At 37.5% G+C, this 23711-nt stretch carries 19 protein-coding genes, 1 tRNA gene and 1 riboswitch; of the genes, 9 read left to right on the top strand and 11 right to left on the bottom strand.

The features are described from left to right. Positions 1–37: 37 nt before the first annotated feature. Both FRZ67_RS23535 and FRZ67_RS03445 read right to left on the bottom strand, forming a co-directional pair. Positions 38–3493 carry a glycosyltransferase family 117 protein gene (locus FRZ67_RS23535; RefSeq protein WP_225975498.1) on the bottom strand — a complete coding sequence of 1152 codons (3456 nt, stop codon included), beginning with the start codon at positions 3491–3493 and terminating at the stop codon, positions 38–40. A 220-nt stretch (positions 3494–3713) separates the two neighbouring features. Then, positions 3714–4148 (bottom strand): DUF4258 domain-containing protein, encoded by a 435-nt coding sequence (locus tag FRZ67_RS03445; protein WP_147188199.1) that lies wholly within the window; start codon positions 4146–4148, stop codon positions 3714–3716. A 165-nt stretch (positions 4149–4313) separates the two neighbouring features. On the opposite strand from FRZ67_RS03445, the gene mtaB reads away from it, so the two are divergent. The 3 genes from mtaB to FRZ67_RS03460 all read left to right on the top strand — a co-directional run bounded on the left by mtaB (position 4314) and on the right by FRZ67_RS03460 (position 6676). Next, positions 4314–5606: a tRNA (N(6)-L-threonylcarbamoyladenosine(37)-C(2))-methylthiotransferase MtaB gene (mtaB, locus tag FRZ67_RS03450; RefSeq protein WP_147188200.1), complete on the top strand. Its 1293-nt coding sequence runs from the start codon at positions 4314–4316 to the stop codon at positions 5604–5606. Between the two features lie 39 nt (positions 5607–5645). Then, the gene (locus FRZ67_RS03455; RefSeq protein ID WP_147188201.1) at positions 5646–5936 is read left to right on the top strand and encodes a hypothetical protein; all 291 of its coding nucleotides are present in this window, start codon (positions 5646–5648) and stop codon (positions 5934–5936) included. Positions 5937–6148: 212 nt separating this feature from the next. Then, positions 6149–6676: a hypothetical protein gene (locus tag FRZ67_RS03460; RefSeq protein WP_147188202.1), complete on the top strand. Its 528-nt coding sequence runs from the start codon at positions 6149–6151 to the stop codon at positions 6674–6676. 93 nt (positions 6677–6769) lie between these two features. Here FRZ67_RS03460 and FRZ67_RS03465 read toward each other — a convergent pair whose 3' ends face one another. Next, the gene (locus tag FRZ67_RS03465; protein WP_147188203.1) at positions 6770–9151 is read right to left on the bottom strand and encodes a TonB-dependent receptor; all 2382 of its coding nucleotides are present in this window, start codon (positions 9149–9151) and stop codon (positions 6770–6772) included. Positions 9152–9211: 60 nt separating this feature from the next. Further along, a riboswitch (TPP riboswitch) is annotated at positions 9212–9310 on the bottom strand. A gap of 194 nt (positions 9311–9504) precedes the next feature. Here FRZ67_RS03465 and FRZ67_RS03470 point away from each other — a divergent pair. From FRZ67_RS03470 to der, 4 genes are all read left to right on the top strand, one after another. Next, positions 9505–10221 carry a head GIN domain-containing protein gene (locus FRZ67_RS03470; protein WP_147188204.1) on the top strand — a complete coding sequence of 239 codons (717 nt, stop codon included), beginning with the start codon at positions 9505–9507 and terminating at the stop codon, positions 10219–10221. An 84-nt stretch (positions 10222–10305) separates the two neighbouring features. Then, positions 10306–10377, top strand: a tRNA-Met gene (locus FRZ67_RS03475). Between the two features lie 159 nt (positions 10378–10536). Next, on the top strand, positions 10537–11406 hold the full coding sequence (gene era, locus FRZ67_RS03480) for a GTPase Era (RefSeq protein ID WP_147188205.1): 870 nt from the start codon (positions 10537–10539) through the stop codon (positions 11404–11406). Positions 11407–11485: 79 nt separating this feature from the next. Next, positions 11486–12796 (top strand): ribosome biogenesis GTPase Der, encoded by a 1311-nt coding sequence (der, locus tag FRZ67_RS03485; protein WP_147188206.1) that lies wholly within the window; start codon positions 11486–11488, stop codon positions 12794–12796. Positions 12797–13160: 364 nt separating this feature from the next. Here der and priA read toward each other — a convergent pair whose 3' ends face one another. The 3 genes from priA to FRZ67_RS03500 form a co-directional block, all read right to left on the bottom strand. Then, positions 13161–15662: a replication restart helicase PriA gene (gene priA, locus FRZ67_RS03490; protein ID WP_147188207.1), complete on the bottom strand. Its 2502-nt coding sequence runs from the start codon at positions 15660–15662 to the stop codon at positions 13161–13163. A 2-nt stretch (positions 15663–15664) separates the two neighbouring features. Beyond that, positions 15665–16456 (bottom strand): lysophospholipid acyltransferase family protein, encoded by a 792-nt coding sequence (locus FRZ67_RS03495; protein WP_147188208.1) that lies wholly within the window; start codon positions 16454–16456, stop codon positions 15665–15667. A 141-nt stretch (positions 16457–16597) separates the two neighbouring features. Then, the gene (locus FRZ67_RS03500; RefSeq protein WP_147188209.1) at positions 16598–17584 is read right to left on the bottom strand and encodes a sterol desaturase family protein; all 987 of its coding nucleotides are present in this window, start codon (positions 17582–17584) and stop codon (positions 16598–16600) included. Between the two features lie 103 nt (positions 17585–17687). Here FRZ67_RS03500 and FRZ67_RS03505 point away from each other — a divergent pair, with 103 nt between their 5' ends. Next, positions 17688–18164 (top strand): YkgJ family cysteine cluster protein, encoded by a 477-nt coding sequence (locus FRZ67_RS03505; RefSeq protein WP_147188210.1) that lies wholly within the window; start codon positions 17688–17690, stop codon positions 18162–18164. 61 nt (positions 18165–18225) lie between these two features. Here the strand turns inward: FRZ67_RS03505 and FRZ67_RS03510 are convergent, their stop codons facing one another. The 3 genes from FRZ67_RS03510 to folK form a co-directional block, all read right to left on the bottom strand. After that, on the bottom strand, positions 18226–19470 hold the full coding sequence (locus tag FRZ67_RS03510; protein ID WP_147188211.1) for an MFS transporter: 1245 nt from the start codon (positions 19468–19470) through the stop codon (positions 18226–18228). A 101-nt stretch (positions 19471–19571) separates the two neighbouring features. Next, positions 19572–20204: a deoxynucleoside kinase gene (locus tag FRZ67_RS03515; RefSeq protein WP_147188212.1), complete on the bottom strand. Its 633-nt coding sequence runs from the start codon at positions 20202–20204 to the stop codon at positions 19572–19574. Positions 20205–20385: 181 nt separating this feature from the next. After that, positions 20386–20877 carry a 2-amino-4-hydroxy-6-hydroxymethyldihydropteridine diphosphokinase gene (gene folK, locus FRZ67_RS03520; protein WP_147188213.1) on the bottom strand — a complete coding sequence of 164 codons (492 nt, stop codon included), beginning with the start codon at positions 20875–20877 and terminating at the stop codon, positions 20386–20388. Positions 20878–20936: 59 nt separating this feature from the next. Between folK and sppA the strand changes: the two genes are divergently transcribed. Continuing rightward, positions 20937–22700, top strand: coding sequence for a signal peptide peptidase SppA (sppA, locus tag FRZ67_RS03525; protein ID WP_147188214.1), 1764 nt, complete (start codon positions 20937–20939; stop codon positions 22698–22700). Here the strand turns inward: sppA and FRZ67_RS03530 are convergent. Beyond that, on the bottom strand, positions 22697–23152 hold the full coding sequence (locus tag FRZ67_RS03530) for an RES family NAD+ phosphorylase (protein WP_147188215.1): 456 nt from the start codon (positions 23150–23152) through the stop codon (positions 22697–22699). The genes sppA and FRZ67_RS03530 overlap by 4 nt on opposite strands. Then, entirely contained in the window at positions 23149–23601 is a 453-nt protein-coding gene (locus FRZ67_RS03535) for an Xre family toxin-antitoxin system antitoxin (protein ID WP_147188216.1), read from the bottom strand. The genes FRZ67_RS03530 and FRZ67_RS03535 overlap by 4 nt, the downstream gene beginning before the upstream one ends. Positions 23602–23711 lie beyond the last annotated feature (110 nt).

The raw sequence follows: 23711 nt of genomic DNA on the forward strand, positions 1-23711 counted from the left end.
TCATGCAGGGATCTTATTTGTTAAGTGCCTATAAGCTTTATTTATTAGTATCTTTTGGTAAGGCATTTGAGTCTGTGCCAATAACGCCATTATTCAAGTCGGGATTTGCGCCTTTGGAACCTGTATATTCTTTTTCTATCTGATCCAGCTGTTGCAAAAGGTTTGCAGTATTGCGTTTTTCATAATCCATATTTTCCGCCTTCAGATCTGTAAGCGCATCATAATAACGCATCTGCTGCTGAAGGTCTTTCTTTACGCCAGCCAATACTTTTGCAGCCAGTTGCGTATCATCAGAACGATAGCAGGCTTCAAGAAATGCCATAGACAGCCTGTTGTGATCGTTATTGCGGGATGCCATTCCGTAAGGCAGATTTTCCTGCAATATCATTTTGTCTGTACGATCCAATACCTTTCGGGCATCTTCTTTTCTACCTTTCATAATAAGATCATAAGCAAGCTCTATATCTGTTTTTCTTATGTCGTTCAAATGCCTGCGGTTCTCTTCATCATAATAAACACCAGGCAGGTTTGCATTACCATAACCCCATTTTTTGGGATCCATTACAAGCTTGTATACCCAATCGGTATTTACAGAAGAATTCTCTACAGGAACCAAACGATACGTCATACCATCTTTTCTTAAGTAATTCTGGAAACCAAGATCATCGTAAGGCATAGTAAAATAAATAGGACGTTTCCATTTATTAGCTGCAATAATGTTGAGCACAGCAAGATCATTTTTCATTAACGCATTCTTTGGAGGAATATCAAAACGCATTTCACTTACTACACTGTCTGTTGCATTTACAGTGCCATTTGCCCGTACAGTATTGATATCTACAGGTACAGAAACCTTGCGTACAGGGAAAGTGTTGTATTGATCTTCGCCATTGGCAACCATCTTATCAGGATCATTGCTGCCTACATAAGATTTCATCATGTCGTACAGATCATAGTATCTGTTCTCAGGGAACTGTGGTTTAGGCTGGTAAATAATATAATCACGATTACGGCCTTCGATCTGTGCCGGCGTCCAGATCACATCAATAGAATCACTATTATTGACTTTATACCTAAGCTGGTTAATATACCAATCAATGCCCAATAAACTTGTATTAATAACCCTTATGTCTGTACGTATTCCTTCTACTTCCTGTGCATACCAAAGCGGGTAAGTATCATTATCACCAAAAGTAAAAAGAATTGCATTTGGCGCACAGCTTTCAAGATAGTCTTTGGCCATATCACGTGGCAATTGCTTTTTGCTGCGATCATGATCATCCCATTCCTGAGCCCCCATTAAGGCAGGCACCAGCAGGGAAATGATCAAAGCAGCATAAGTAATGATGTTCGGACTTTTTAGTGCTTTTAAAATAAAAGGAACACCTGCAGCAACAGCAGCAAGCAATACAAAGAAACCCAGGCCAACAGTAATACCTGCTGTACCTCCATAACCTGAAAGACCAATAGAGAACATAAATATAAAAGCCACTACAGAACCACCAACGAGTACATCCTGTATTAGTTTCTTATCCCATTTACAAGCAAGATCAATAAAATAAGGGACAGCTAATCCAATCCACACAGCAAAAGCGTAGAAAGATCCTACATATGCATAATCACGTTCACGTGGCTGATAACCAGGCTGGTTAAGGTAGATTATAATGGCAAAGCCAGTACCTATAAACAACATCATATTTACCAGTGCATCACTGCCTTTTCTTTTAAAATGGTAGAACATACCAATCAGCCCAAGAATAAAGGGCAACATAAACATGGTGTTATGTGCTTTATTCTGTTTAAGACTGTCTGGCAACACACTTTGATCTCCGTAAAGCGCATTGTCTATAATTGGTATACCCGATATCCAGTTGCCATCTCTTACATTACCTGTAAACACACCCTGAAGGTCATCTTGTTTACCGCTAAAATTCCACATGAAATAGCGGATATACATAAAGTATGTTTGGTAGCTTACAAAGAATTTTAAATTCTCGCCAAACGTCGGACCGCGTTCATACTCACCATTTTGTCCCTTACCTATTTGCAGAAAGTATGCGTAATAATCGGCATGGCCCTGATCGTTACTGGCATCCCACATGCGTGGGAAAATCATCTTATCTTCTTTACGGTAAACATATTTTACATCGTTTCCGTTTGCTACATATTTGCCGTTTGATTTGGTGTATTTGGCAGAACCCTGCGCATAATCAGCGGGGCTTGCATTAAATGTTTGTCCATAAAGTATAGGGAAGTCTCCATATTGTTCCCTGCCTAAGTAACCCACAAGGCTCATTGGGTTATCAACGTTATACATATCTACGGAAGGATCAGCATTACTGCGGATCATTGTAGTCAAATAGGTACTATAACCAATTAAAAGAAATGCAAAGCACCAAACCGCCAGGCGCAAATAAGGCCAACCTTTTTTAGCAGCAAATCGCAAAGCATACCAGGTAGCTGCAGCAATAAGTAAAAAGAAAAATGTAAAGCCAGAGAAGAATGGAAGGCCAAAACTGTTTACAAATAAAATATCAAACTGACCGGCCCCTTTTATCGTGTACTGAATTACACCAATCTGAACTATACCAATTATAATAACACCTAAAACAAGAAATATATAAGTGCCTCCATACAGTTCTTTTTTGTCCTTGTTTATTCGTTCTATAAGAGACAAAAGACCGATTGCCAAGGCAGCACCCAGCAAGAGTAATGCTGCAACTGTACCATCCATTGTAACGCCGCGATCCGCATTCACCTCTGACTGTGCACCTAATAAAGCCAATATAAATCCTGCGGCACCGCCAATAATAATAGTCCAGATAAAATATTTACGAATGGCTGTATAATTAAATAAGTGTCTTCTTCTGAAATAATATGCCAACACAATTGCAGGAATACAAAGCAAACAGAGCAAGTGCACACCAATAGACAACCCAATCATGAAAAAGATAAAAACGATCCATTTATCAGAGCCAGGTTCATCGGCCTGACTATCCCATTTTAAAATGCCCCAGAATACAATCGCAGTAAAAAAAGAACTCATTGCATATACCTCACCTTCTACTGCACTGTACCAGAATGAATCGGAAAAAGTATAAGCCAATGCACCAACAATACCGGCACCCATAATACTTACGAGTTGCGTAGAAGTAAGCAGCTTTGTATTATCAGGCTGCACCATTTTTTTGGCAAAATGGGTAATGCTCCAAAACAGGAAAAGAATGCTGAAACCACTTGCCAGTGCACTCATTACATTTACACCTTTGGCGGCCGTATTTGGATCATCGCCAAAAAGTACAACGAAGATCCTGCCCAGCATTACAAAAAGCGGTGCTCCGGGCGGATGGGGAATCTGGAGTTTAAAGCAACTGCTCACAAATTCACCGCAGTCCCAGAAACTGCCGCCAGCTTCGCTGGTCATTATGTATACAGTACAGGCAAACAAACCTACTATCCAACCCGTAATAACATTGGTCTTTTTAAAATTCATACCGGTTTTGGTTTTTTAAAAGTGTCGCAAACCTATCGTAAAAATTGTAAAGTGGAAAATTGAAGATCATTTTTAAGAATAGAATAGGATTTTCATTTCGGATTTTGGATTTAAGATGGCAGGTTTTTAGATACCAGCAGTAGCTTTTCATGGCGTCTTCGTTGCGTCGCAAGCACTTCATCATTCGTTAAAAATGGCAACAAAAACATTAACCGTTGAACTATTCACAGTCGCACACCCATTCTTTTCCCAGGTCAATTACCGTTACTACTGTTACTTCATCTGCACAAGGTGCAAATATAATCCGTACTTTCTGATCATCCTTTGTATTGCCCTCCACAGCGTATTTCTTTTTACAGTCCTCTCCTTTCAGCTCGCTTTTGGTATAGTTGATCTTTCCTTCTCTTAATATTTGTTTCACTTCAGCTTCATCAATATGCCGGCAATCCATACGGCACCGTGCATGTTTGGAGTAATTAATATGAGATGGATTCCGGTTTAAACCGCGCTTTGAATAATCCTGCTGTGTAGTATCTGTTTGCTTTTTATTTTTTATTGTTGGCCTTACATCATTGGTTATGTTGTTGCATTGTTTAAGAGACAAAGCAATAACGGCCAATACTACCAGCAGAATCAAAGGCAATGCTTTTTTCATAAGCAATAAAAATAATAAATATCTCTATTGCTGAATTAACATATGCAGTACAAGTGAGTGACACAACGAAGATGCCACATGCACAAAAGCCGGTTACCAAAACCTAAAAAGTGAAAAGCTAAACGAAAAACGATAAACCACAAACCTTCTTATCTTTGCGCCTTTATGGAAAAGAGGCGAACAGTTGCATTTCATACATTGGGTTGTAAGCTCAATTTCTCGGAGACATCAACACTCAGCCGTATGCTGGAAAATGATGGTTTTGAGAAAAAAGATTTTGATGACCTTGCCGATGTGTATGTGATCAACACCTGCTCTGTTACAGACAATGCAGATAAAGAATGTCGCCAGTTGGTGCGTCGCATTCAACGCAAATCTCCTGAGAGCCTGGTTGTAATTACAGGCTGCTATGCGCAGTTAAAACCAAAAGAAATTTCAGAAATCCCCGGTGTGGATCTTGTATTAGGTGCTGCTGAAAAATTTAATATTGGTGCACATATACGTGAGCTTGCAAAAGGAGATTCAGCAAAAATTTCCAGTTGCGATATTGAAACTGTAAGTGGCTTTTATGCTTCCTATTCTTTAAATGACAGAACAAGAACATTTTTAAAAGTGCAGGATGGTTGTGATTATAATTGTTCTTTCTGCACCATTCCGATGGCACGTGGTAAAAGCCGCAGCGATACTATTGAAAATGTTTTACGCAATGCAAAAGAACTGGCCGCGAATGGTGTAAAAGAAATTGTGTTGACTGGTGTTAATCTTGGCGATTTTGGTAAAGGGCCGGATGGGATTAGCGAAACGATCAGTATTAATAACCGCGAAGAAAATTTCTTTGAATTAATAAAGCAATTGGATGAGGTTGAAGGTATAGAACGTTACCGCATTTCTTCTATTGAACCGAATCTATTAACAAACGAGATCATTGAATTTGTAAGCAACAGCAATAAGTTCATGCCACATTTTCATATTCCATTGCAAAGCGGCAGTAACAAAACTTTAGCTGCCATGCGCAGAAGATATAAAAGAGAATTGTATGCCGAGCGTGTTGGCTTGATTAGAACATTAATGCCGCATTGTTGTATTGGTGTGGATGTGATCGTTGGTTTTCCTGGTGAAACAGAAGAAGATTTCAACGAAACATTTGAGTTTCTTCATTCGCTGGATGTTTCTTACCTGCATGTATTTACGTACTCAGAAAGAGATAATACAAAAGCGCTTGAAATAAAACCGGTGGTTCCGGTTAATATGCGCCACGAACGAAATAAAATTTTACGTAACTTGAGTTATATGAAGATGCAGTTCTTCACTGAACAACACAGCGGACAAACCCGTAAAGTGTTGTTTGAAAGCCATGAAAAGAACGGCATGATGGAAGGTTATACTGATAATTATATTCGTATCACTACACCGTACCGTGCTGATTTTTCCAACAACATAGTTGATTGGAAAATTTAATCCTTAACGATAGCCTGCCCTGATTAAAAATTGTGTGTTATGAAAAAATTCCAGGCAATCATTCATTTTGATATGGATGAACAATTCATGAATCTTGTTCCGCCTCATCGTACCTATATCAATTATCTTATCAATAAAAATATTATTGATAGTTATGCTGTAAGCATGGAATCTCAAACCGTTTGGATCACCATCAATGCGGAAACTAAAGCTGAAATTGATACTTATCTTGCCAAGTCTCCTCTGTATAAATACTGGGATTATACCATTGAAGAATTATTTGTATACGATGGTCAGTTGTACCGACTACCTTCTGTGCAATTAAATTAGAAATAGAACTTAACTGCAGTATTACTATTAGACTTTTGTTGTGTCACTCACTTGTACGTCCTGTTTTTATAGCAGCATTTCGTTTTCATTTTTATTATATTTTTCTCTTAACGTTAATGCACGGTTAATACAATTAATTAAAGTAAACCAACGATTTTTCTTTTCATCGTAGTACTGTTTTAAAAATCTTTAGATCATTAAAAACAAAAACAATGAAAAGAATAATGCTTTCCGCTGCTGCAATAATATTGATAGTATCTGCTGCTTCTGCAGGTGGTAAAAAAATAAGCTTTACTACACCTGCCTCAAACATGAAATTAAACCTGTTATCAAATCAGTTTAAAGACCTCTGTGCAACAGTTCCGGCTAAAATAGAAGTCAAAAAAAATCTCACCGTTTTTACTGATGCCACGAATGATGAAAATGATGAAACACCATCAAGGTATATTGTAACACTTGCTGGTAAAGGGTATGACGAAAAAGCTAATTATGACAGCAAAGGAATTCTTATAAGTTATGAAGATAAAATTAAGGATGCTCAATTACCTGCTGCTGTTACCGATGCAATTATGCAGAAACATACAGGAGCAATAATTACAAAAGACCGGGAAATAATAAAAGATTCCAAAGGCATAACAAAAGATGAATACAAAGTGCATTTTAAAGATAACAAAAAACATTATACAGCTTTAGTAGAAGCCAATGGAACAATTGATCGTATGCATAAGCATTTTATTTAAAAGCATAAATATTTTGATAAAGTCAGCTGGAAAAACTACGCGGCTATTGCTGCGTAGTTTTCATGCCTATTTATTTTATTCAATAATTAATTACTACAATTTCACATTTACAGAAAGCATAAAATTGGTCCCTGCCATTGGATAATAATAATTATCATTCACCAATGATCCTTCATAAAAATAAGGATAGGTATAACCATTCGGTTCATACTTTTTGTTGAACACATTATTCACCTGCAGTATAAAATTCCATTCTTTAAACAACACATTTTTTGCATTATAAATAGCCCTTATATCCTGCACATAATAATCATTCAGGCTGCGGTTCTTGTTTTGTGTATTATCCATATATTGCCTGCCAACATATTTCCCTAATAAACTCAGCTCTGTATTTTTAAAAGGTAAAATATTTATACTACCACCTGCAATTACAGAAGGTGAAAAAGAGATGTTTGTATTACTATGTTCAACACTTTGCTGTTTGTTTTCATCCCAGTCATCAATATACTCTGTGAATGATTTTATTTTGTTCCTGCTCAAACTCAGGTTGGCAGCAGCATTCACCCACTTATCGATCACAACCCCACCTTGCAATTCCACACCCATCCTGTAACTGCCGGGAACATTTGTTCTTGTATAACTACCCACATCATTGATCTTACCTGTAAGCACCAGCTGGTTGTTATAATACATATAATAAAAAGTGGCACCCCAGTTAAATTGTGATGTTTTTTTATCAATACTCAATTCAACATCATGCAATGTTTCATATTCAGGCTGCTGTGATGGGTTAGCTTCAAAATCATCGCGGTTGGGTTCATGATGCGCTAAAGCATAACTGAGATAAGCATGATAGCCGTTGTTGAAATAACTTATACCTGCTTTTGGATTTACAAAATTAAAATTACGTTTGATCATCAATTCAGGATTATCCTCAAACCCATTCATATCATGCACCACTCTTCTATATTGCAGGTCTGCAAACACATTCCAACTACTGCTTACCTGATGCAACCATTTGGCATAAACATTTGCATCATTTTTATTGGCAGTTAAAAAATAATATCGGTAATCTTTAGGTATGCCAACATTCGCCCAAATAATATCGCCGTGATGTTTACCATCATATTTGGTCCAGCTACCACCTACAGTCAATTCATCTTTTGCTTTTTTATATTGCAAGGAAAAAATCTGCCCATAGAAATAATTATCAAGCCAGCGATCTCTTACTAAGTCTGTAGCGGTTATCGTTTCTGAACCAATAACTACATTTTCCAATCCATAATCTTCAAAAGATTGCTCAGCCTTGTACTCTTCATAATAACCCTTTCCTCTTGTTAGAAAAGAAGCAACATTTAAACTCCAACTGCTATTCAAAACCTGGTTCACGAATAACTGGTAATGATCCTGCTGGTAATTATCTGTCTGATTATCGTATGGCTCACCCGGTTTTTCTGTTCCTGCAGCATTATAGGTTCTGTCTGTTTGCAGCAAAGCTTCGGGCAAGCCATACCATGACTGGTACGTTTTTTCTTTACCTGAAAAAACATTCAATCTTATTGAAGTATTCTTACTGGTATAAGCAGGAGAGAAATAAAATGATTGCAGATTACTGCTTGCTCTGTCAACATAGCCATCACTACTTATACGACTAAGTCTTGCATCAATAGTAAAATGATCACTAATTAAACCGCTGCCAACCTTTATTGTATTCTTCCAGGTATTAAAAGAGCCAAAACTATTGTTGGATTCTCCGTAAGCAGTCTCATTGAATTCATTGGTACTCATATTAATGGTAGCGCCAAATGCGCCTGCTCCATTTGTAGAAGTTCCTACGCCTCTTTGAACCTGTATAGAATTTATTGAAGAAGCAAAATCAGGAAGGTCAACAAAATAAGTGCCCTGGCTCTCTGCATCATTATAAGGAATTCCATTGAGCGTAACATTGATGCGTGTGGCGTCTGAGCCTCGTATGCGAATGCCTGTATAACCAATACCGGTACCGGCATCAGAATTTACGACTACCGATGGTGTTTGATTCAACAGGAATGGAATATCCTGTCCCTGGTTGAGTTTTGCAAGATCCTTTTTCGAAATATCTGTTTTTGTAAATGGTGCTCTATCAGAAGCCCTAATAGCTTTTACTTCCAATGGCTCAAGTAAAAAGGCAAGATCATTTAAAACTATATCGAAAGTTTTATTGTCTGTCGTGGTAAAACTTTCTTCCTCTTTTTGCATACCTACATATTCCACCACCAGTTTGCAGACAGCATTAGCAGTTACGTTGGTAAATTCAAAACTACCGGCATTATTGGTAAGTGCCGTCCTTTCTTTTTTGTCATTGATACGCAAGGTTACGGTAGCGCCTTCCAGTGGTTTGTTCTCTTTGTTTTTTACTGTTCCGGAAATGTTGACTTGTGCAAATGTTGTTACAGCCAGCACAAAAGCTGCTAATGTTCCCAAAAGCTTTTTCATAATACTCATTTTTTCGTTCAATAATTTGGGAACAGGGAAAATTGCTGATGGAGAGGAACATGCATGTAGTGTTCACCTTCCCTTCGCAGGCATTACCCTGTTCAGGTTCTACGGGTGTAATCTCAGCCTCCATTGAAGGAAGCACCCCGGGAAATAGTAAAAATGGTTGAATAATTGCTGATTAGTATTACCAGCCGTACAAGTGAGTGACACAACAGGCGATGATAGCAGTAATACAGATCGTCAACAAATCATTTCAAATATCTTACCGTTATAGCTGCAAAGTAATAACAGAAATTTTAAATTAGCTGTAACAATTTTTCATGTCAGCCGTTCCACCTAAAAATTAAACAATGAAAAAAATTATAGGAAGCCTTTTTACATTAATGATAATGGGCACTCTACATGCGCAGAATCTTGTGTATGATGCCAATGCGCAGGTAAGAAAAGTAAGCAGTTTTCATGGTGTTGCTGTGGGTAGTGGTATTGTATTGTATCTCTCACAAGGCAAAGAACAGGCCGTAGCTGTTAGTGCTGAAGATGAAAAATATACGGAACGCATCATTACAGAAGTAAAGGATGGTATTTTAAAGATCCGTGTAGATGGCAAAATGTGGAATAACTGGAACTGGGGTAACAAAAAACTGAAGGCTTATGTAACGGTGACAGACCTTGATTATTTAGATGCATCGGGCGGTTCAATCGCAAAAATTACAGATGAAATTTCTGTAAACGATCTGAAAAGTGAAGCCAGCGGCGGCAGTATTATAGAAGGAAAAATAAAAGGGAATAAAATGGATGCAGAACTCAGCGGTGGCAGCATTTATAAAATTGATGGTTCATTTAACAGTATAAATATTGATGCAAGTGGTGGAAGTATTTTTAAAGATTTTGAGTTTGAAGTAAACACCTGTGCAGTGGAAGCAAGTGGCGGTTCAATCATCTCACTTTCTGTGAATAAAGAATTGAAAGCGGATGCAAGTGGCGGTTCTATTATCAATTATAAAGGAACCGGCGTTATAACCAGTGTTGATGCAAGTGGCGGATCGAGCATCAAGAAAAAAGACTGATAAGCGTTTAAAAAGTTTGGTTCGTAACCTGCCTGCTCCTATCTTTGCACCCCAAATCGCGAAACAATAAGTAAAATTATATATCGCGAGGTAGAGCAGCGGTAGCTCGTCGGGCTCATAACCCGAAGGTCGGAGGTTCGAACCCTTCCCTCGCAACTAAAAGTAAAAGCCTCTTTGTGAGGCTTTTTTCTTTTATACAATTATGGGCCAGGGTGCAGTAAAAGTATTAAGCTGCCGTTGCGTCGCACTCTTGTACTTTTATAACTTTATTGAACAATAAAACAACTCGGCAATCTTGGGCCTTTGCGGTTAACAATGAAAGCAGGATTCGTAAACATATTTGGTAAGCCAAACGCAGGCAAAAGCACTTTATTAAATGCATTGCTCGGCGAAAAGCTGGCTATTGTTTCACCAAAAGTGCAAACAACAAGACATCGTATAAAAGGTTTTGTAACAGAACCCGGAAAATACCAGATCATATTTTCTGATACCCCGGGCATTATTGAGCCACGTTATAAACTGCAGGAGAAAATGATGCAGTCTGTAAAAAGTGCATTAGAAGATGCAGATGTGGCATTACTGCTTGTTGATACGACAGAAGGTGTGGAAGAAAACAATAACCTGTTTACTTCCCTGAAATTAAAAGTTCCGGCTATTGTAGTTTTGAATAAGGTTGATAAGATCGGTGAGAAAAGAATTACAGCAGCAGAAAATTTTTATAGTCAGCAACCTTATTGTAAAAAGCTGGTAAAAATATCAGCACTGAAAAATGATAACATACAGGAATTAATAAATGCTATTCTTGAATTTTTACCAGAAGGAGAACCATTTTATCCGGAAGATGATATGACCGATCTGCCCACAAAATTCTTTGTCGGCGAAATGGTAAGAGAGAAAATTTTTGAATTGTTTGGAGATGAAATACCTTACCACACGGCAGTAATGGTAAATGAATTTAAAGAGAAAGAAACACTGGTAAAAATACAGGCAGATATAATAGTACAAAGAGAAAGTCAGAAAGGAATATTATTGGGCGAAGGTGGCAAGATGATAAAACAAATAGGTACACTGGCAAGACAGGATATCGAAAAATTTCTTCAACAAAAAGTATTTTTGCAGCTCTTCGTAAAAGTAAGACCTAAATGGAGAGACAATGAAATGCATTTGAAAGAATATGGATATTAAAAAGCCTTCAGGTATCAGCGATCAGGTTTTCGATGTGATTTCCTTGAGCCTGTTACCTGGAAACTGAAATCTAAAAATCATGAGTTTTACAGTAGCAATAGTAGGCAGACCAAATGTAGGCAAAAGCACTTTATTCAACCGTTTATTGGAAAAACGCCAGGCCATTGTAGATGATGTAAGTGGTGTTACAAGAGATCGTCAATATGGTATTGCTGAATGGAATGGCAAATCTTTCAACGTTATTGATACTGGTGGTTTTGTGGCAGGCAGTGCAGATGTGTTTGAAACAGAGATACGCAAGCAGGTAAAGATTGCTATTGAAGAAGCTGATGCGGTTATATTCATGACTGACGCAGCGGTTGGTATCACCGATCTTGATGATGATATGGCTGATCTTTTGCGTCGCTCCTCCAAACCCGTTTTATTGACCGTAAATAAAGTTGACAATAATGACAGGATGCTGTCAGGTACAGAATTTTACAGCATGGGTTTTGAAAATGTATATTTTGTAAGCAGCATGAGCGGCAGTGGTACAGGTGAATTACTGGATGCTGTTGCAGCTTTTATTCCTGAAAAAGATGCAGATAAAGAAGATGAAAACCCACTTCCAAAATTTGCAATCATTGGTCAGCCAAATGTGGGAAAGTCTTCATTATTGAATGCGCTGATAGGCAAAGAACGTACTATTGTAAGCGACATTGCAGGCACTACCCGAGATACTATTCATACGCACTATAATCTTTTCAACAAAGAATTTATTCTTATTGATACAGCGGGTCTTCGTAAGAAGAGTAAAGAAAAAGATGACCTTGAATTTTATTCCGTAATACGTGCCATACGTGCCATGGATGAAGCAGATGTTTGTATGCTCATACTTGATGCTTCCAAAGGTATTACGGCACAGGATGTAAGCATCTATTCACTTGCAGCCAGGAAAGGCAAAGGCATTGTGGTGCTGGTAAACAAGTGGGATCTGGTTGAGAAAGCTACCAACACTGCCCGTGATTATGAGAAACAATTAAAAGAAAAACTGGCGCCGTTTAACGATGTTCCTGTGATCTTTATTTCAGTAAAAGAAAAGACCCGCATTTTTAAAGTAATAGAAACAGCGCTGGATGTTTACGAAAGTAAAACACGTAAAATACCTACCAGCAAACTAAATGAAGTAATGCTGAAAGCTATTGAATCTTATCATGCACCTGTGGTAAGAGGTCATTCTGTGAAAATAAAATTTGTAACGCAGTTACCAACGCACGTTCCTTCCTTTGCGTTCTTTTGCAATTTCCCTGATGATATTAAAACACCTTACAAAAATTATCTCGAAAACCAGTTGCGCAGCAATTTCAATTTCAGTGGTGTACCCATGAGATTATTTTTTAGAAAGAAGTAGTAGAATAATCTTTTTAAACCACGCTGCATTACTACTATCAGGCGTTCCTTGCGTCGCACACTTGTACTGCAATAAACAAATGAGCAAATAAAAAACAAGCCCGTCCAGGAATAGACAGGCTTTAACCAATTCTTGAAAACTTGTAATACCGATCTTTGTCCTTGATCATGTGTTACAGCTGCAAAAGAACAGCAATACCGTCGTTATAAAAATAGATGGCAGCTCCCTTTGTTTGTAACAATTAAATAAACTCAGTTGTAGTAGAATTATTACAGCAAAAAATATTGCCGGCTAATGTTTAAAGTGCACAAGTGTGCGACGCAACAAAAGTTTAATAGCATTGCTTATGTCTGGCTCATAAAAATCATACCGGATCTACATCAATAATAATATCTACACTCCTGTATCTTTTATTGCTCTGAATAATTACAACCTGCTGCTGTAATTGCATCTTGCATTGATTGATAAGATGAGCATCTTTAGGAAGTTTAAACAATACATCCCACAAATACTGATTGCGTACACGGTTTACAACAGGCTCGGCAGGACCTGTAATATATTTATGCAATGTTGGCAAACCTTGCACCAGCAGGTTTGCAGCCTCTTCGGCAAGATGCGTTTCTCTGTGACGAAATGTAATATGAATCAGGCGGGAGAAAGGAGGATAAAAAAATAATTTACGGTTATCTATTTCAAAATCGTACAACGCTTTGTAATCATGAGCCTGCACAAATTTTAACACAGGATGATTTGTGTTGGTAACCTGTATAATGACTTTCCCTTTGTCATCTTTGCGACCTGCTCGTCCGCTTACCTGTTCCATTAACTGGTAAGCTCTTTCATTAACACGAAAATCTGTAAAGCTGAGCAATGCATCTGCATCAAGAATGCCTACAAGATTTACATGTTCAAAATCGAGCCCCTTTACCACCATTTGAGTACCCACTAAAATATCCAGCCGCTGTTGTTCAAAAATTTTTATCAGGTTATCATGATCATGTTTTCCTTTTACACTATCGTAATCCATGCGTGCCACACGGGCTGAGGGAAATTCTTCAACAATCGCTTCTTCAATTTTTTCAGTACCAAAATTCTTTTGTATAAAGTTGTGGCTGCCACATGCAGCACATGTTTGCAAAACAGGATAATTGGTGCCGCAATAGTGACAGGAAAGTTTATTCTTAGACTTATGATAGGTAAGCGTTACATCACAATGCTGGCATTGCGGTATCCATCCGCATACGCTGCATATCATATAAGGCGTATAACCACGCCTGTTTTGAAAAATTATAACTTGCTTTTTTTCATGTAAGGATGCTTCAATCGCAGTTTTCATCTGCAAAGAAAACATTGGTTTGCTTTTATCTTTGGTAACAACTGTTTTAAGATCAACGATCTCAATATCAGGAAGCTTTCCTTCACCAAAACGTTCATTCAATTCTACCAAACCATATTTATTATTTTGAGCATTATGGTAAGTCTCCATTGAAGGCGTGGCGCTGCCAAGTAATACTTTTGCTTTAAACAAAGAAGCATAGTAAATAGCTGTATCCCTTGCATTGTAGCGTGGGGCAGGATCATGCTGCTTATAAGAAGTATCATGTTCCTCATCAACAATTATAAGTCCCGGATCTTTAAAGGGCAGCAGCAACGCGGATCTTGCGCCTAACACTACTTTTACCTCACCATGCTTTACCTTATTCCATATCTCCACACGTTCATTGGGATTAAACTTAGAATGATAAATAGCTATATTGCCGCCAAAGTGTTTCTGCAGTCTTCGTATTATCTGCGCTGTTAATGCGATCTCCGGCAGCATATACAATACCTGCCTACCTTGCTTGATATATTGTTCAATAAGCTTTACATACAATTGTGTTTTACCACTCGATGTTATACCATGCAAAAGACAAACTTGTTTATCAATAAATGTTTGTTCTATTTTCTGTAAAGCTTCTTCCTGTGCTGGTGACAAAACAAATTCAACCGATACATTTCTTGGCAGCATTGGCAGTCTGCTGGCATCTTTCTTTTCTGCAATAAGAATATTTTTATCTATCAGGCCTTTCAATTGTGCAGAACTTGCATTTGCCTTTTTTAATAACGCAGTCTGTGTTACTTCTCCTTCCGATTTAATGATATGTAAATAGGCCAACATCAACTCTAGCTGCTTTGGTGCTTTACTCCAATTATTAAGCAGATCAGCTAATTTATCTTCATTGAAATAAATTGGATTGAGTGCTATATATGTTTCTGTTTTGGGCTTGTACTTATCTTTAAGCTCTTCCCATACATAACAAACTTTTTTATCGATCAGTTTTTTTATAACCGGATATACATGAGAAGCATCCAATATCTGCTGCACCTCACTTAAACGTAATTCTTTCTTTAATTCCAGCGCTTCTGCAACAAGATATTCTTCATCGTTAAGATCACTAAAATCAAGGCCGTGCTCTTCGTTCCACAGCAATATACTTTCGCTGGAAAGCTTAAGATTAGAAGGCACTGCAGCATGCATTACTTCACCTTCACTGCACATGTAATATGAAGCTACCCACTGCCATAATTGTAATTGCCGGGGATATACCAATGGCTCAGTATCCAACACATTGAGTATTTCCTTAGGTTCAAATGCAGCAGGCTTATTTGTATGCAAAGTCTTGATGATTCCTGCATATTTTTTATTTCTTAACTGTACTTCTACTCTCGAACCAGTTTGTACAGATGATTGCAGGTGGAATGGAATAAGCCATGTATAATTCTGTGGTAACGCAAGGGGAATAATTATTTCAGCAAACAACACACCCGTTTGCCGTTGCGAAAAAAGATCTGAACTATTATTTATTTTATTTGCAGCTGCACTCATTATTACTCTTTTTCACCGGCCATATCTTTTACACTTATACCCGTTGTTTTAAATTTACGATACTTTCTCAGGCCCTCTTCTATTTTATCATACACTTGCCTTTTTAATATTTGCATATCTCTTACTGTGTATCCATCCACTGAAATTTCATTCAAGTACACAACTCTTGACCTGCCAGGTGTTAATTCAAAAATACCACTCCAATGCATCCTGTCAATCGTATCTACAAATAACAAAGGCTTTATTGGTGTTTGTGTTTCAATGGCAATTTTAAAAGCACCATCATAAAAATCTTTTAGTGGCTCTTCTGTTTCATTAAAAGTTCCTTCAGGAAAAATAAAAATGGAAATACCATGTTTTAAAGCAGCCTTCAATGCTCTTACACTCTTGGCTCTTTTTTCCGGGCTGCTCCTGTCAACAATTATTGCAGCTGCGCGATATATCCACCCAAAAACAGGATAATGCACCATTTCATGTTTTCCTAAAACCCTTACAGGCTGGTGCATGCAGCGTACAAGTGCTGGTATATCCATATATGAACTATGATTTGCTACAAAAATGTATTGCTTTGTTTTATCATGTGCCGTTTCATATATTTCCTTATGCCTTATAAAAATAAAACCATACCAGATCCTTGCCCACATGTTACAAATTATATATACAATATTGCCCCCTCTTATACCAAAGAATGAAAACACCACCACGAAAGGCAATGCAGTAAACATAATAATAACGAAAGTTATTAATGCATAAACACAATACAGGTATTGAAAAAATCTTCGCAGGTATTTCATTATTCTATTATCGTACCGAAGATAAGGAGAGTTTAGAGTTCATAGTTTTTGTATTTATGAACCCGGCTATTACATCTAAAAGCATCACCTGTTGCGTCGCACACTTGTACTGTATTTGTTTATGCAGCAACAAGATGGTCATCATTTATTTTCACGGGTAGGTTCCTTTGCAAACAATGTAGCTATTTGAAGATCTTCGCTATTATCGCCTTCGACTGTAATATTATTATAACCCCAATCTTGCTTTTCTGTTTCACGCATCTGTTCACTTGTTTGCCGGCTGCCATCATGGCTCCAGCCCGGCGGGCCAAAAATATAATTCCATTTTTCTTTAAAGCTTATATCCTTTATCCTTACATCCTTCCATAATTGTTTCCATTCATGAAACACAATATTGACCGGAGTTTGTTCTTCCACATTTTTTGTAAGACCATATTTTAACGGAGCATATTCTTCTTCTGGTAATTCAGGTTGAAATGTGCCAAAAAATTTATCCCAGACTATCAGGAACATACCCATATTCATATCGAGATATTTAGGATTAGAAGCATGGTGTACCCTGTGATGAGAAGGTGTTACAAAAATATATTCCATCCAACCCATTTTTTTGATCAGCTCAGTATGCACAAAAATGCCCCATATCTGTGTGGCGGAATAAATAAAAGCTATATCCAGTGGTTTAAACCCACACAAGGCAAGCGGAATAAAATAAATAAATCTATATAAAGGCTGAAATACAGAAGAGCGGAAACCAACTGTAAAATTCATTTTTTGCGAACTGTGATGCGTAACGTGCGTGGCCCAAAAAAATCGTACTTCATGATCAAACCTGTGCAACCAGTAATAAATAAAATCTTCTGACAATAAAAGTAATAACCAATATGCAGTTGCAGATTGCCAGGTTATAGCCGATCTGCTGTAAAACCAACTCAATACTGTTAAAGAAACAATACGGAAAATAAGATCTAAACCTCCGTTCAGCAGCATCAGGTAAACATTGGCAACCGTATCTTTAACTGTATAAGACTTTCTGTGCTGCAGATGCGTCAATAGAATTTCTATTCCTATAATGAGGAGATATAGAGGTGTTGATAAAATAATGAGCCATTGCTCTCTTATACTTTCCATGTTGTAAGGGGTTGGCTGCAGTTAATTAACTGAAAAGCCTCAAATTTGTCTGGGCAAAGGAAATACAAATCTTCAAAAAAGTAATTTAAAACTTTCTGAAAGCATGAAAGAGGATATTTTACATAATTGGCAAAAAAAGTCTACAGACCACCAGAAACAATACAGACAATTCCTGAATCGTGCCGACAAGAATAAAGTTTTGAAACAATTACCCGATCTGCATGAAGAAGCTTTTCAAAAAATAAATTGCCTGGAATGTGCCGCCTGCTGCAGAAATTACTCGCCGCGTTTTAAAACACCTGATATAAAACGTATAAGCAAGCATTTAAAAATGCGTGAAAGTGATTTTATAGAAACCTACCTGAGAATTGATGAAGATGGTGATTACGTAGTAAAAAGCAAACCCTGCCCATTTCTTGGTGAAGATAATTATTGCAGTATTTACGATGTAAGGCCTTCTGACTGTCACCGCTTTCCTTATACGGATGAAGATGTGATTTTAAAAAGACCAAATATTACTTTGAAGAATTCCACCTTCTGCCCTATTGTTTATTATGTGCTGGAAAAGCTGTTGCCATAAAATATAAAAGTACAAGTGAGTGACACAACCGGTGATGCCATAAAAAACAATAGCCTGCAAACTAATATTCCATCTTTCTTAAACTTGGCGCTTTAAACCATGTTGTAATTACAACTAATAAGGTCATACATCCACCAAACACCACAGAAGGAACAACACCAAGCATTTTTGCTGCAACGCCACTTTCAAACTGACCGAGTTCGTTGCTTGAATTAATGAACATGCTGTTGACACTCATGACACGGCCACGCATATTGTCCGGCGTTTTCAATTGAAGAATAGTACCACGAATTACAACGCTTATACCATCGAGCATACCGCTTAGCATTAATGCAAAAAATGAGAGCCAGAAAAATTTTGACAATGCAAATATGATAATGCAGGTACCAAAACCACCTACTGCAAAAAATAATTTTCTCCCTTGCTGCCGTTGCAATGGAAATACTGTAAGCATTACCACAATACAAATAGAACCTATATCCATTGCTGCATTCAACCAACCAAAACCTATTGCACCAACTTTTAATATATCTCTTGCATACACAGGCACCATGGCAACAGCACCACCAAACAACACTGCAAAAAGATCGAGCGATAATGCGCCAAGCACTTCTTTTGTTTTGAAAACAAAACGCAGGCCTTCCTTTACACTATCCCATGTTTTCTTCTCGCCGGGTTCGTTTAATGCTGGTTTGGGTTTTAGTTGCAGCATTACAAAAAAAGCTGCCAGTATAAGTGAGCAGATCACTATTAATGTTCCTGTTATTCCTGCATACGATATTAGTAATCCTCCCATCGCATGGCCAACTACAGATGCAGTAAGCCATACACCCTGGTTCCACGTGGTTGCATTCTGCAGTATATTTTTTGGAACGATATACGCAACAAGTACTCCAAACACGGGCCCTGTAAATGCACGTGTAATGCCTGTGCAGAATATCACTGCATATATACAAACCGCTATCCAGTGATTAGTTAAATGTGCTGATGTAAATTTTGTAGAAAGCATTAATAAAATCAATGCACATAGTGCATAGATCAACACGCCGCGTAATATCATTTTTCTTTTTTCGCTGAGATCAATTACGTGACCGGCGTATAGTGCAAGCGAAACGGCAGGAATTACTTCAGACAAACCAACCAAACCAATTGCCAACGGGTCATTTGTCAAATTGTATATCCACCAGCCAACCAATGTACCCATCATACGTAGCCCCATAATGAAAATAAAACGGCCGGCCATAAGGCTTCTGTACTCTGGTATTTTTACCGCTTCTAAAGGATCCTGCTTTCTGGTTAATGACATGAATAAAAATTAATACCCGCTCTGTAGATAAAAGTGCAAATGTACAAGAGTGCGACGCAACAGTTGATGCTATGAAAAATAAAAGCCGGGTTCACAAAAATTCACGGTAATGTAAAATAATGCTGCCCGTCATCAAGATCGCTCTCTAACGCATCCAGCACTACTTTCAGGTGCTTTTCATTGTCAAGAAAATCCGCGCTGGATGCATCAATGAAAATAGTCTTTATGTTGTGCTGCTTTATATAACCTGTATATGTTTCCTGTATGTTAAAGAGATATTCATCAGGTATACTTTGCTCGTAACTGCGGTTGCGCTTCCTTATATTTTTTTGCAATTTAGCCACAGGCGCATGCAGGTAAATAACTATATCGGGAAAAATGATCTGCTGGTGCATAATATCAAACAGCTTTTGATACAACCGGAACTCTTCTTCAGGCAGATTTACTTTTGCAAACAACAGACATTTGGTGAACAAATAATCAGAAACGGTTACCGATTGAAACATATCTTTTGTACGCAGCATATCTTTCAATTGCTTATAACGCTCTGCCATAAAAAATAATTCAAGCGGAAAAGCATATTGCTTCGGGTTCTCGTAAAACTTTGGCAGAAAAGGGTTTTCATCAAACTCTTCTAAAACCAAACGTGCATTCAGTTTCTTCGACAGCAAATGCGCCAGCGTTGTTTTACCTGCTCCAATATTTCCTTCAATGGCTATGAAATGATATTTCATTAGTGAACCGGATTTTTCTTTTTTTGAACCAGGCAACAAATCAATGTGCTTCGTTCCTTGCGTCGCACTCTTCTGCTTTATTTCTTTACGCAGCAAAATATAACTAACCTATTTTCATAACTGCTCTTAACAAAATGTCGTCTTCATCAAAAAGGCTGATATTCAAAATTAAGTGCTGCAATCAGTTGTTGGAATCAATTTTATACACATTCAGGGTATCTGCACATTCTTCGAGTAATTGGGCCACGCTTTTATTAAAAACAGGATGTACGAAATCGGGAGCAATTTCTGCAAGTGGCATCAATACAAAACGTCTTTGGTGCATGCGTGGATGGGGAACTATAAGGTTGGGCTCGTTAATAATATCGTTGTTGAAAAAAAGAATGTCAATATCAATGGTGCGTGGGCCCATCTTCACTGCCCGTTCCCGTCCCATTATGTTTTCTATACGCAATAATGTTTCAATAAGTTTGTGAGCCTTTAATTCTGTATTAATAAGTAGTACCTGGTTATAAAAGTCAGGCTGATTTTCCAAACCCCATGCGGCTGTTTCATATATAGACGATTTACGAACTATTTCGCCACAGTATTGTTTAATATAATTATACGCCGTTAACAGATTGTCCGAACGGTTGCCTAAATTGCCGCCTGTCAGCAGGTATGCTTTATTCATAAATAGAAATAGTAAAAGGGTTCAAATATCTTTATTTTTGAAATGCACAAAAGAGAACTATGAAGAGTTTCCTAAAAATATTTTTTGCTTCGTTCGTGGCATTGACCATTTTCAGTTTACTTGCAATCGTTATTGGCTTCTGGATACTGACAAGTGTTTTACAGCCAGATAAACCGCAGGTTGGCTCAAAAGGTGTTTTGGTGTTAGATCTGAATGTTGCATATAACGAGCAGGAAAAAGATAATCCACTTTCTGCATTATCTGGTAATGAATCTGGTAATGCACCCGGTTTATATGATGTAGTGCGCATGTTGCATTATGCAAAAACAGATAGTACTATTAAGGGTCTTTATATAAAAGGTGGTTATAACGCTAACGGTTTTGCTTCCAGTGAAGAGTTACGTAAAGCTGTAGTTGATTTTAAGGAAAGTAAAAAGTTTGTAATTGCTTATGGAGAAACATTGGACCAAAAGTCATATTATGTTTCTACAGCAGCAGATAAAGTTTACTGTCATCCTCAGGGTGGTATTGATTGGGACGGGTTTTCAGTAACACTTTTGTTCATGAAAGGTTTGTTGGATAAACTTGGCGTAGAGCCACAGGTATTTTATGCAGGTAAATTTAAAAGTGCTACAGAACCTTTCCGTTTTACAAAAATGTCTGATCCTAATCGCCTTCAGACCACAGATATGCTTAACGATCTGTACGCAACTTTTCTCGAAACAACAGCTCAGGCCAGGAAAATTGATACGGCTACGTTACATCAGCTTTCTATTGACGGCACCATAAGAACTGCTTCTGATGCTTTAGCAAATAAATTGGTAGATGGATTAAAATATGACGATGAAGTAAAAGATGAACTAATAAAAAAACTAAACATTAAAGAAGCCGATAAGATCAATTTTGTTTCATTGGGTAAATATGCAAAAGCAGTAAATTTCAAAAATAGCAAAGGAGATGACAAGATCGCAATAATTTATGCATCCGGAGATATAGTAGGTGGTAAAGGTCAGGATGGGGAAATAGGCAGTGATAATTTCGTGGAACTTATCAGAAAAGCAAGATTGGATGATGATGTAAAAGCGATCGTATTTCGTGTTAATTCACCAGGCGGTAGTTCGTTAGCGAGTGATGCGATCTGGAGAGAGATAACGCTTGCAAAAAAAGAAAAACCGGTTGTTGTTAGTATGGGTGATTATGCCGCATCCGGAGGTTATTATATTAGCTGCAATGCTGATTCTGTTTTTGCAGATGCAAGCACTATTACCGGCTCAATTGGTGTATTTAGTTTACTCCCTAATATGCAGAAACTTTTCAACGATAAACTCGGCATCACTTTCGATGGCGTTAAAACTGCACCTTATGCAGATATGGGCGGCATTAACCGCCCACTTACCGAACCGGAAAAAAGATTTTTGCAGTTATCTATAGATTCAATTTATAGCACTTTCAAACAGCGTGTTGCTGATGGCAGAAAAACTGATATTAATTTTATTGACAGTATAGCACAGGGTCATGTTTATACTGGTCAACGTGCTATCTCTTTGAGACTTGTTGACAGAACAGGCACTTTACAGGATGCCGTTAATTGTGCAGCAAGAATGGCAAAAAGTAAGAGCTACTGGTTAAAAGAATATCCTGAAAAGAAATCGTTTTGGGAGGAATTAACAAATGTCAGTTCTTATACTGAATCAGCAAGCGAAAAAACCATTGAAAATAAAATTGGGAAAGATCAATATAACATGCTGCAACAGGTAAACAAAATAAAAGAGATGATTAAAACACCTCAATCCAGGCTGCCTTTTGATCTAACAGTCAATTAAACTTTAAAGAGTCTTTCGTCAAACCTGAAATTATTTCTCGCCTTTAATTTTATCTTTTTAAAAGATTCATGTGCAGGATTTAGTAAAAAATTATTTTCCTGCTCTACAACTACAGATGGACATTTGATAATTAGTGGCGCATTGGATTTCATAATCGTAGTTCCCATCCATTGTGTATATTCAAAATCTTTCCACCAATCTTTTTTTAATTTCCCTACAGCTATTTCGTGAATGCCTATGTTATCTGGAATTTCGATCTCTATTAATTGAATTAATTGTAATTGCTCTAAAGTACTTGCATTCGCCAGTACTTCGAGTAAACCGAGAGATATGCTTTCACTGGTATAGACTACAGGCGTACCGGGTAAATTCCATCTGCCACCCTTAAGCCTGGCACCATTTCCTGAAATATCATCAGCATATTTTGGATGCGAAAATCTGTAAACTATCATGTATAAACGCCGTATTGAATTCTTCCAAGCTGGTCTGTAATATCTTGTATCCCTTGTGTACTGTATAACGATTCAAAATTGAGTACTTGCCCTAATACCTTCTTCTCCCTGTGCAACCACTTGTAAAAGGCTTCAGCATCTGTAAATGTTTCAAGCCCCATCTGTATCATTTGCTCAATCTGAAGTATCCTATCTACATAGATACCTTCAAAACTACTGTTATCTTTAGAATATCTTTGCAAAGTTCTTTCAGAAAGGTGCAATATATTAGACCACTCTTTTTGCGTAAAAGGAATTAACGCAGCAATTTTTTCAAATTTTCTATAAGGATAATCAGCTACAACAGGCAATCTCTTTTTAGTTGCTCTGTATTCTGCAACAGGTTCATCAACCTTTACGGCTGCAGGAGAACCTGTATTGTATTTTTTAGGTTTAATATTTTTTGCCATAACCGTCAATTGTCGTACAAATATACGTCATTTGTCTTTTAATTTAAATTTCTTTTTTATATTTTTTTGTACCGGTTAGATTATAAAATAGTTTTGCGCTTCAATAACAA

The organism is Panacibacter ginsenosidivorans, from assembly GCF_007971225.1.
Taxonomy (GTDB): Bacteria; Bacteroidota; Bacteroidia; order Chitinophagales; family Chitinophagaceae; genus Panacibacter; species Panacibacter ginsenosidivorans.

What these genes read in the sequence shown, in the direction of transcription:
- FRZ67_RS23535 (WP_225975498.1), bottom strand. Translation starts at nt 3,493, where the DNA reads ATGAATTTTAAAAAGACCAATGTTATTACGGGTTGGATAGTAGGTTTG.
- FRZ67_RS03445 (WP_147188199.1), bottom strand. Translation starts at nt 4,148, where the DNA reads ATGAAAAAAGCATTGCCTTTGATTCTGCTGGTAGTATTGGCCGTTATT.
- mtaB (WP_147188200.1), top strand. Translation starts at nt 4,314, where the DNA reads ATGGAAAAGAGGCGAACAGTTGCATTTCATACATTGGGTTGTAAGCTC.
- FRZ67_RS03455 (WP_147188201.1), top strand. Translation starts at nt 5,646, where the DNA reads ATGAAAAAATTCCAGGCAATCATTCATTTTGATATGGATGAACAATTC.
- FRZ67_RS03460 (WP_147188202.1), top strand. Translation starts at nt 6,149, where the DNA reads ATGAAAAGAATAATGCTTTCCGCTGCTGCAATAATATTGATAGTATCT.
- FRZ67_RS03465 (WP_147188203.1), bottom strand. Translation starts at nt 9,151, where the DNA reads ATGAAAAAGCTTTTGGGAACATTAGCAGCTTTTGTGCTGGCTGTAACA.
- FRZ67_RS03470 (WP_147188204.1), top strand. Translation starts at nt 9,505, where the DNA reads ATGAAAAAAATTATAGGAAGCCTTTTTACATTAATGATAATGGGCACT.
- era (WP_147188205.1), top strand. Translation starts at nt 10,537, where the DNA reads ATGAAAGCAGGATTCGTAAACATATTTGGTAAGCCAAACGCAGGCAAA.
- der (WP_147188206.1), top strand. Translation starts at nt 11,486, where the DNA reads ATGAGTTTTACAGTAGCAATAGTAGGCAGACCAAATGTAGGCAAAAGC.
- priA (WP_147188207.1), bottom strand. Translation starts at nt 15,662, where the DNA reads ATGAGTGCAGCTGCAAATAAAATAAATAATAGTTCAGATCTTTTTTCG.
- FRZ67_RS03495 (WP_147188208.1), bottom strand. Translation starts at nt 16,456, where the DNA reads ATGAAATACCTGCGAAGATTTTTTCAATACCTGTATTGTGTTTATGCA.
- FRZ67_RS03500 (WP_147188209.1), bottom strand. Translation starts at nt 17,584, where the DNA reads ATGGAAAGTATAAGAGAGCAATGGCTCATTATTTTATCAACACCTCTA.
- FRZ67_RS03505 (WP_147188210.1), top strand. Translation starts at nt 17,688, where the DNA reads ATGAAAGAGGATATTTTACATAATTGGCAAAAAAAGTCTACAGACCAC.
- FRZ67_RS03510 (WP_147188211.1), bottom strand. Translation starts at nt 19,470, where the DNA reads ATGTCATTAACCAGAAAGCAGGATCCTTTAGAAGCGGTAAAAATACCA.
- FRZ67_RS03515 (WP_147188212.1), bottom strand. Translation starts at nt 20,204, where the DNA reads ATGAAATATCATTTCATAGCCATTGAAGGAAATATTGGAGCAGGTAAA.
- folK (WP_147188213.1), bottom strand. Translation starts at nt 20,877, where the DNA reads ATGAATAAAGCATACCTGCTGACAGGCGGCAATTTAGGCAACCGTTCG.
- sppA (WP_147188214.1), top strand. Translation starts at nt 20,937, where the DNA reads ATGAAGAGTTTCCTAAAAATATTTTTTGCTTCGTTCGTGGCATTGACC.
- FRZ67_RS03530 (WP_147188215.1), bottom strand. Translation starts at nt 23,152, where the DNA reads ATGATAGTTTACAGATTTTCGCATCCAAAATATGCTGATGATATTTCA.
- FRZ67_RS03535 (WP_147188216.1), bottom strand. Translation starts at nt 23,601, where the DNA reads ATGGCAAAAAATATTAAACCTAAAAAATACAATACAGGTTCTCCTGCA.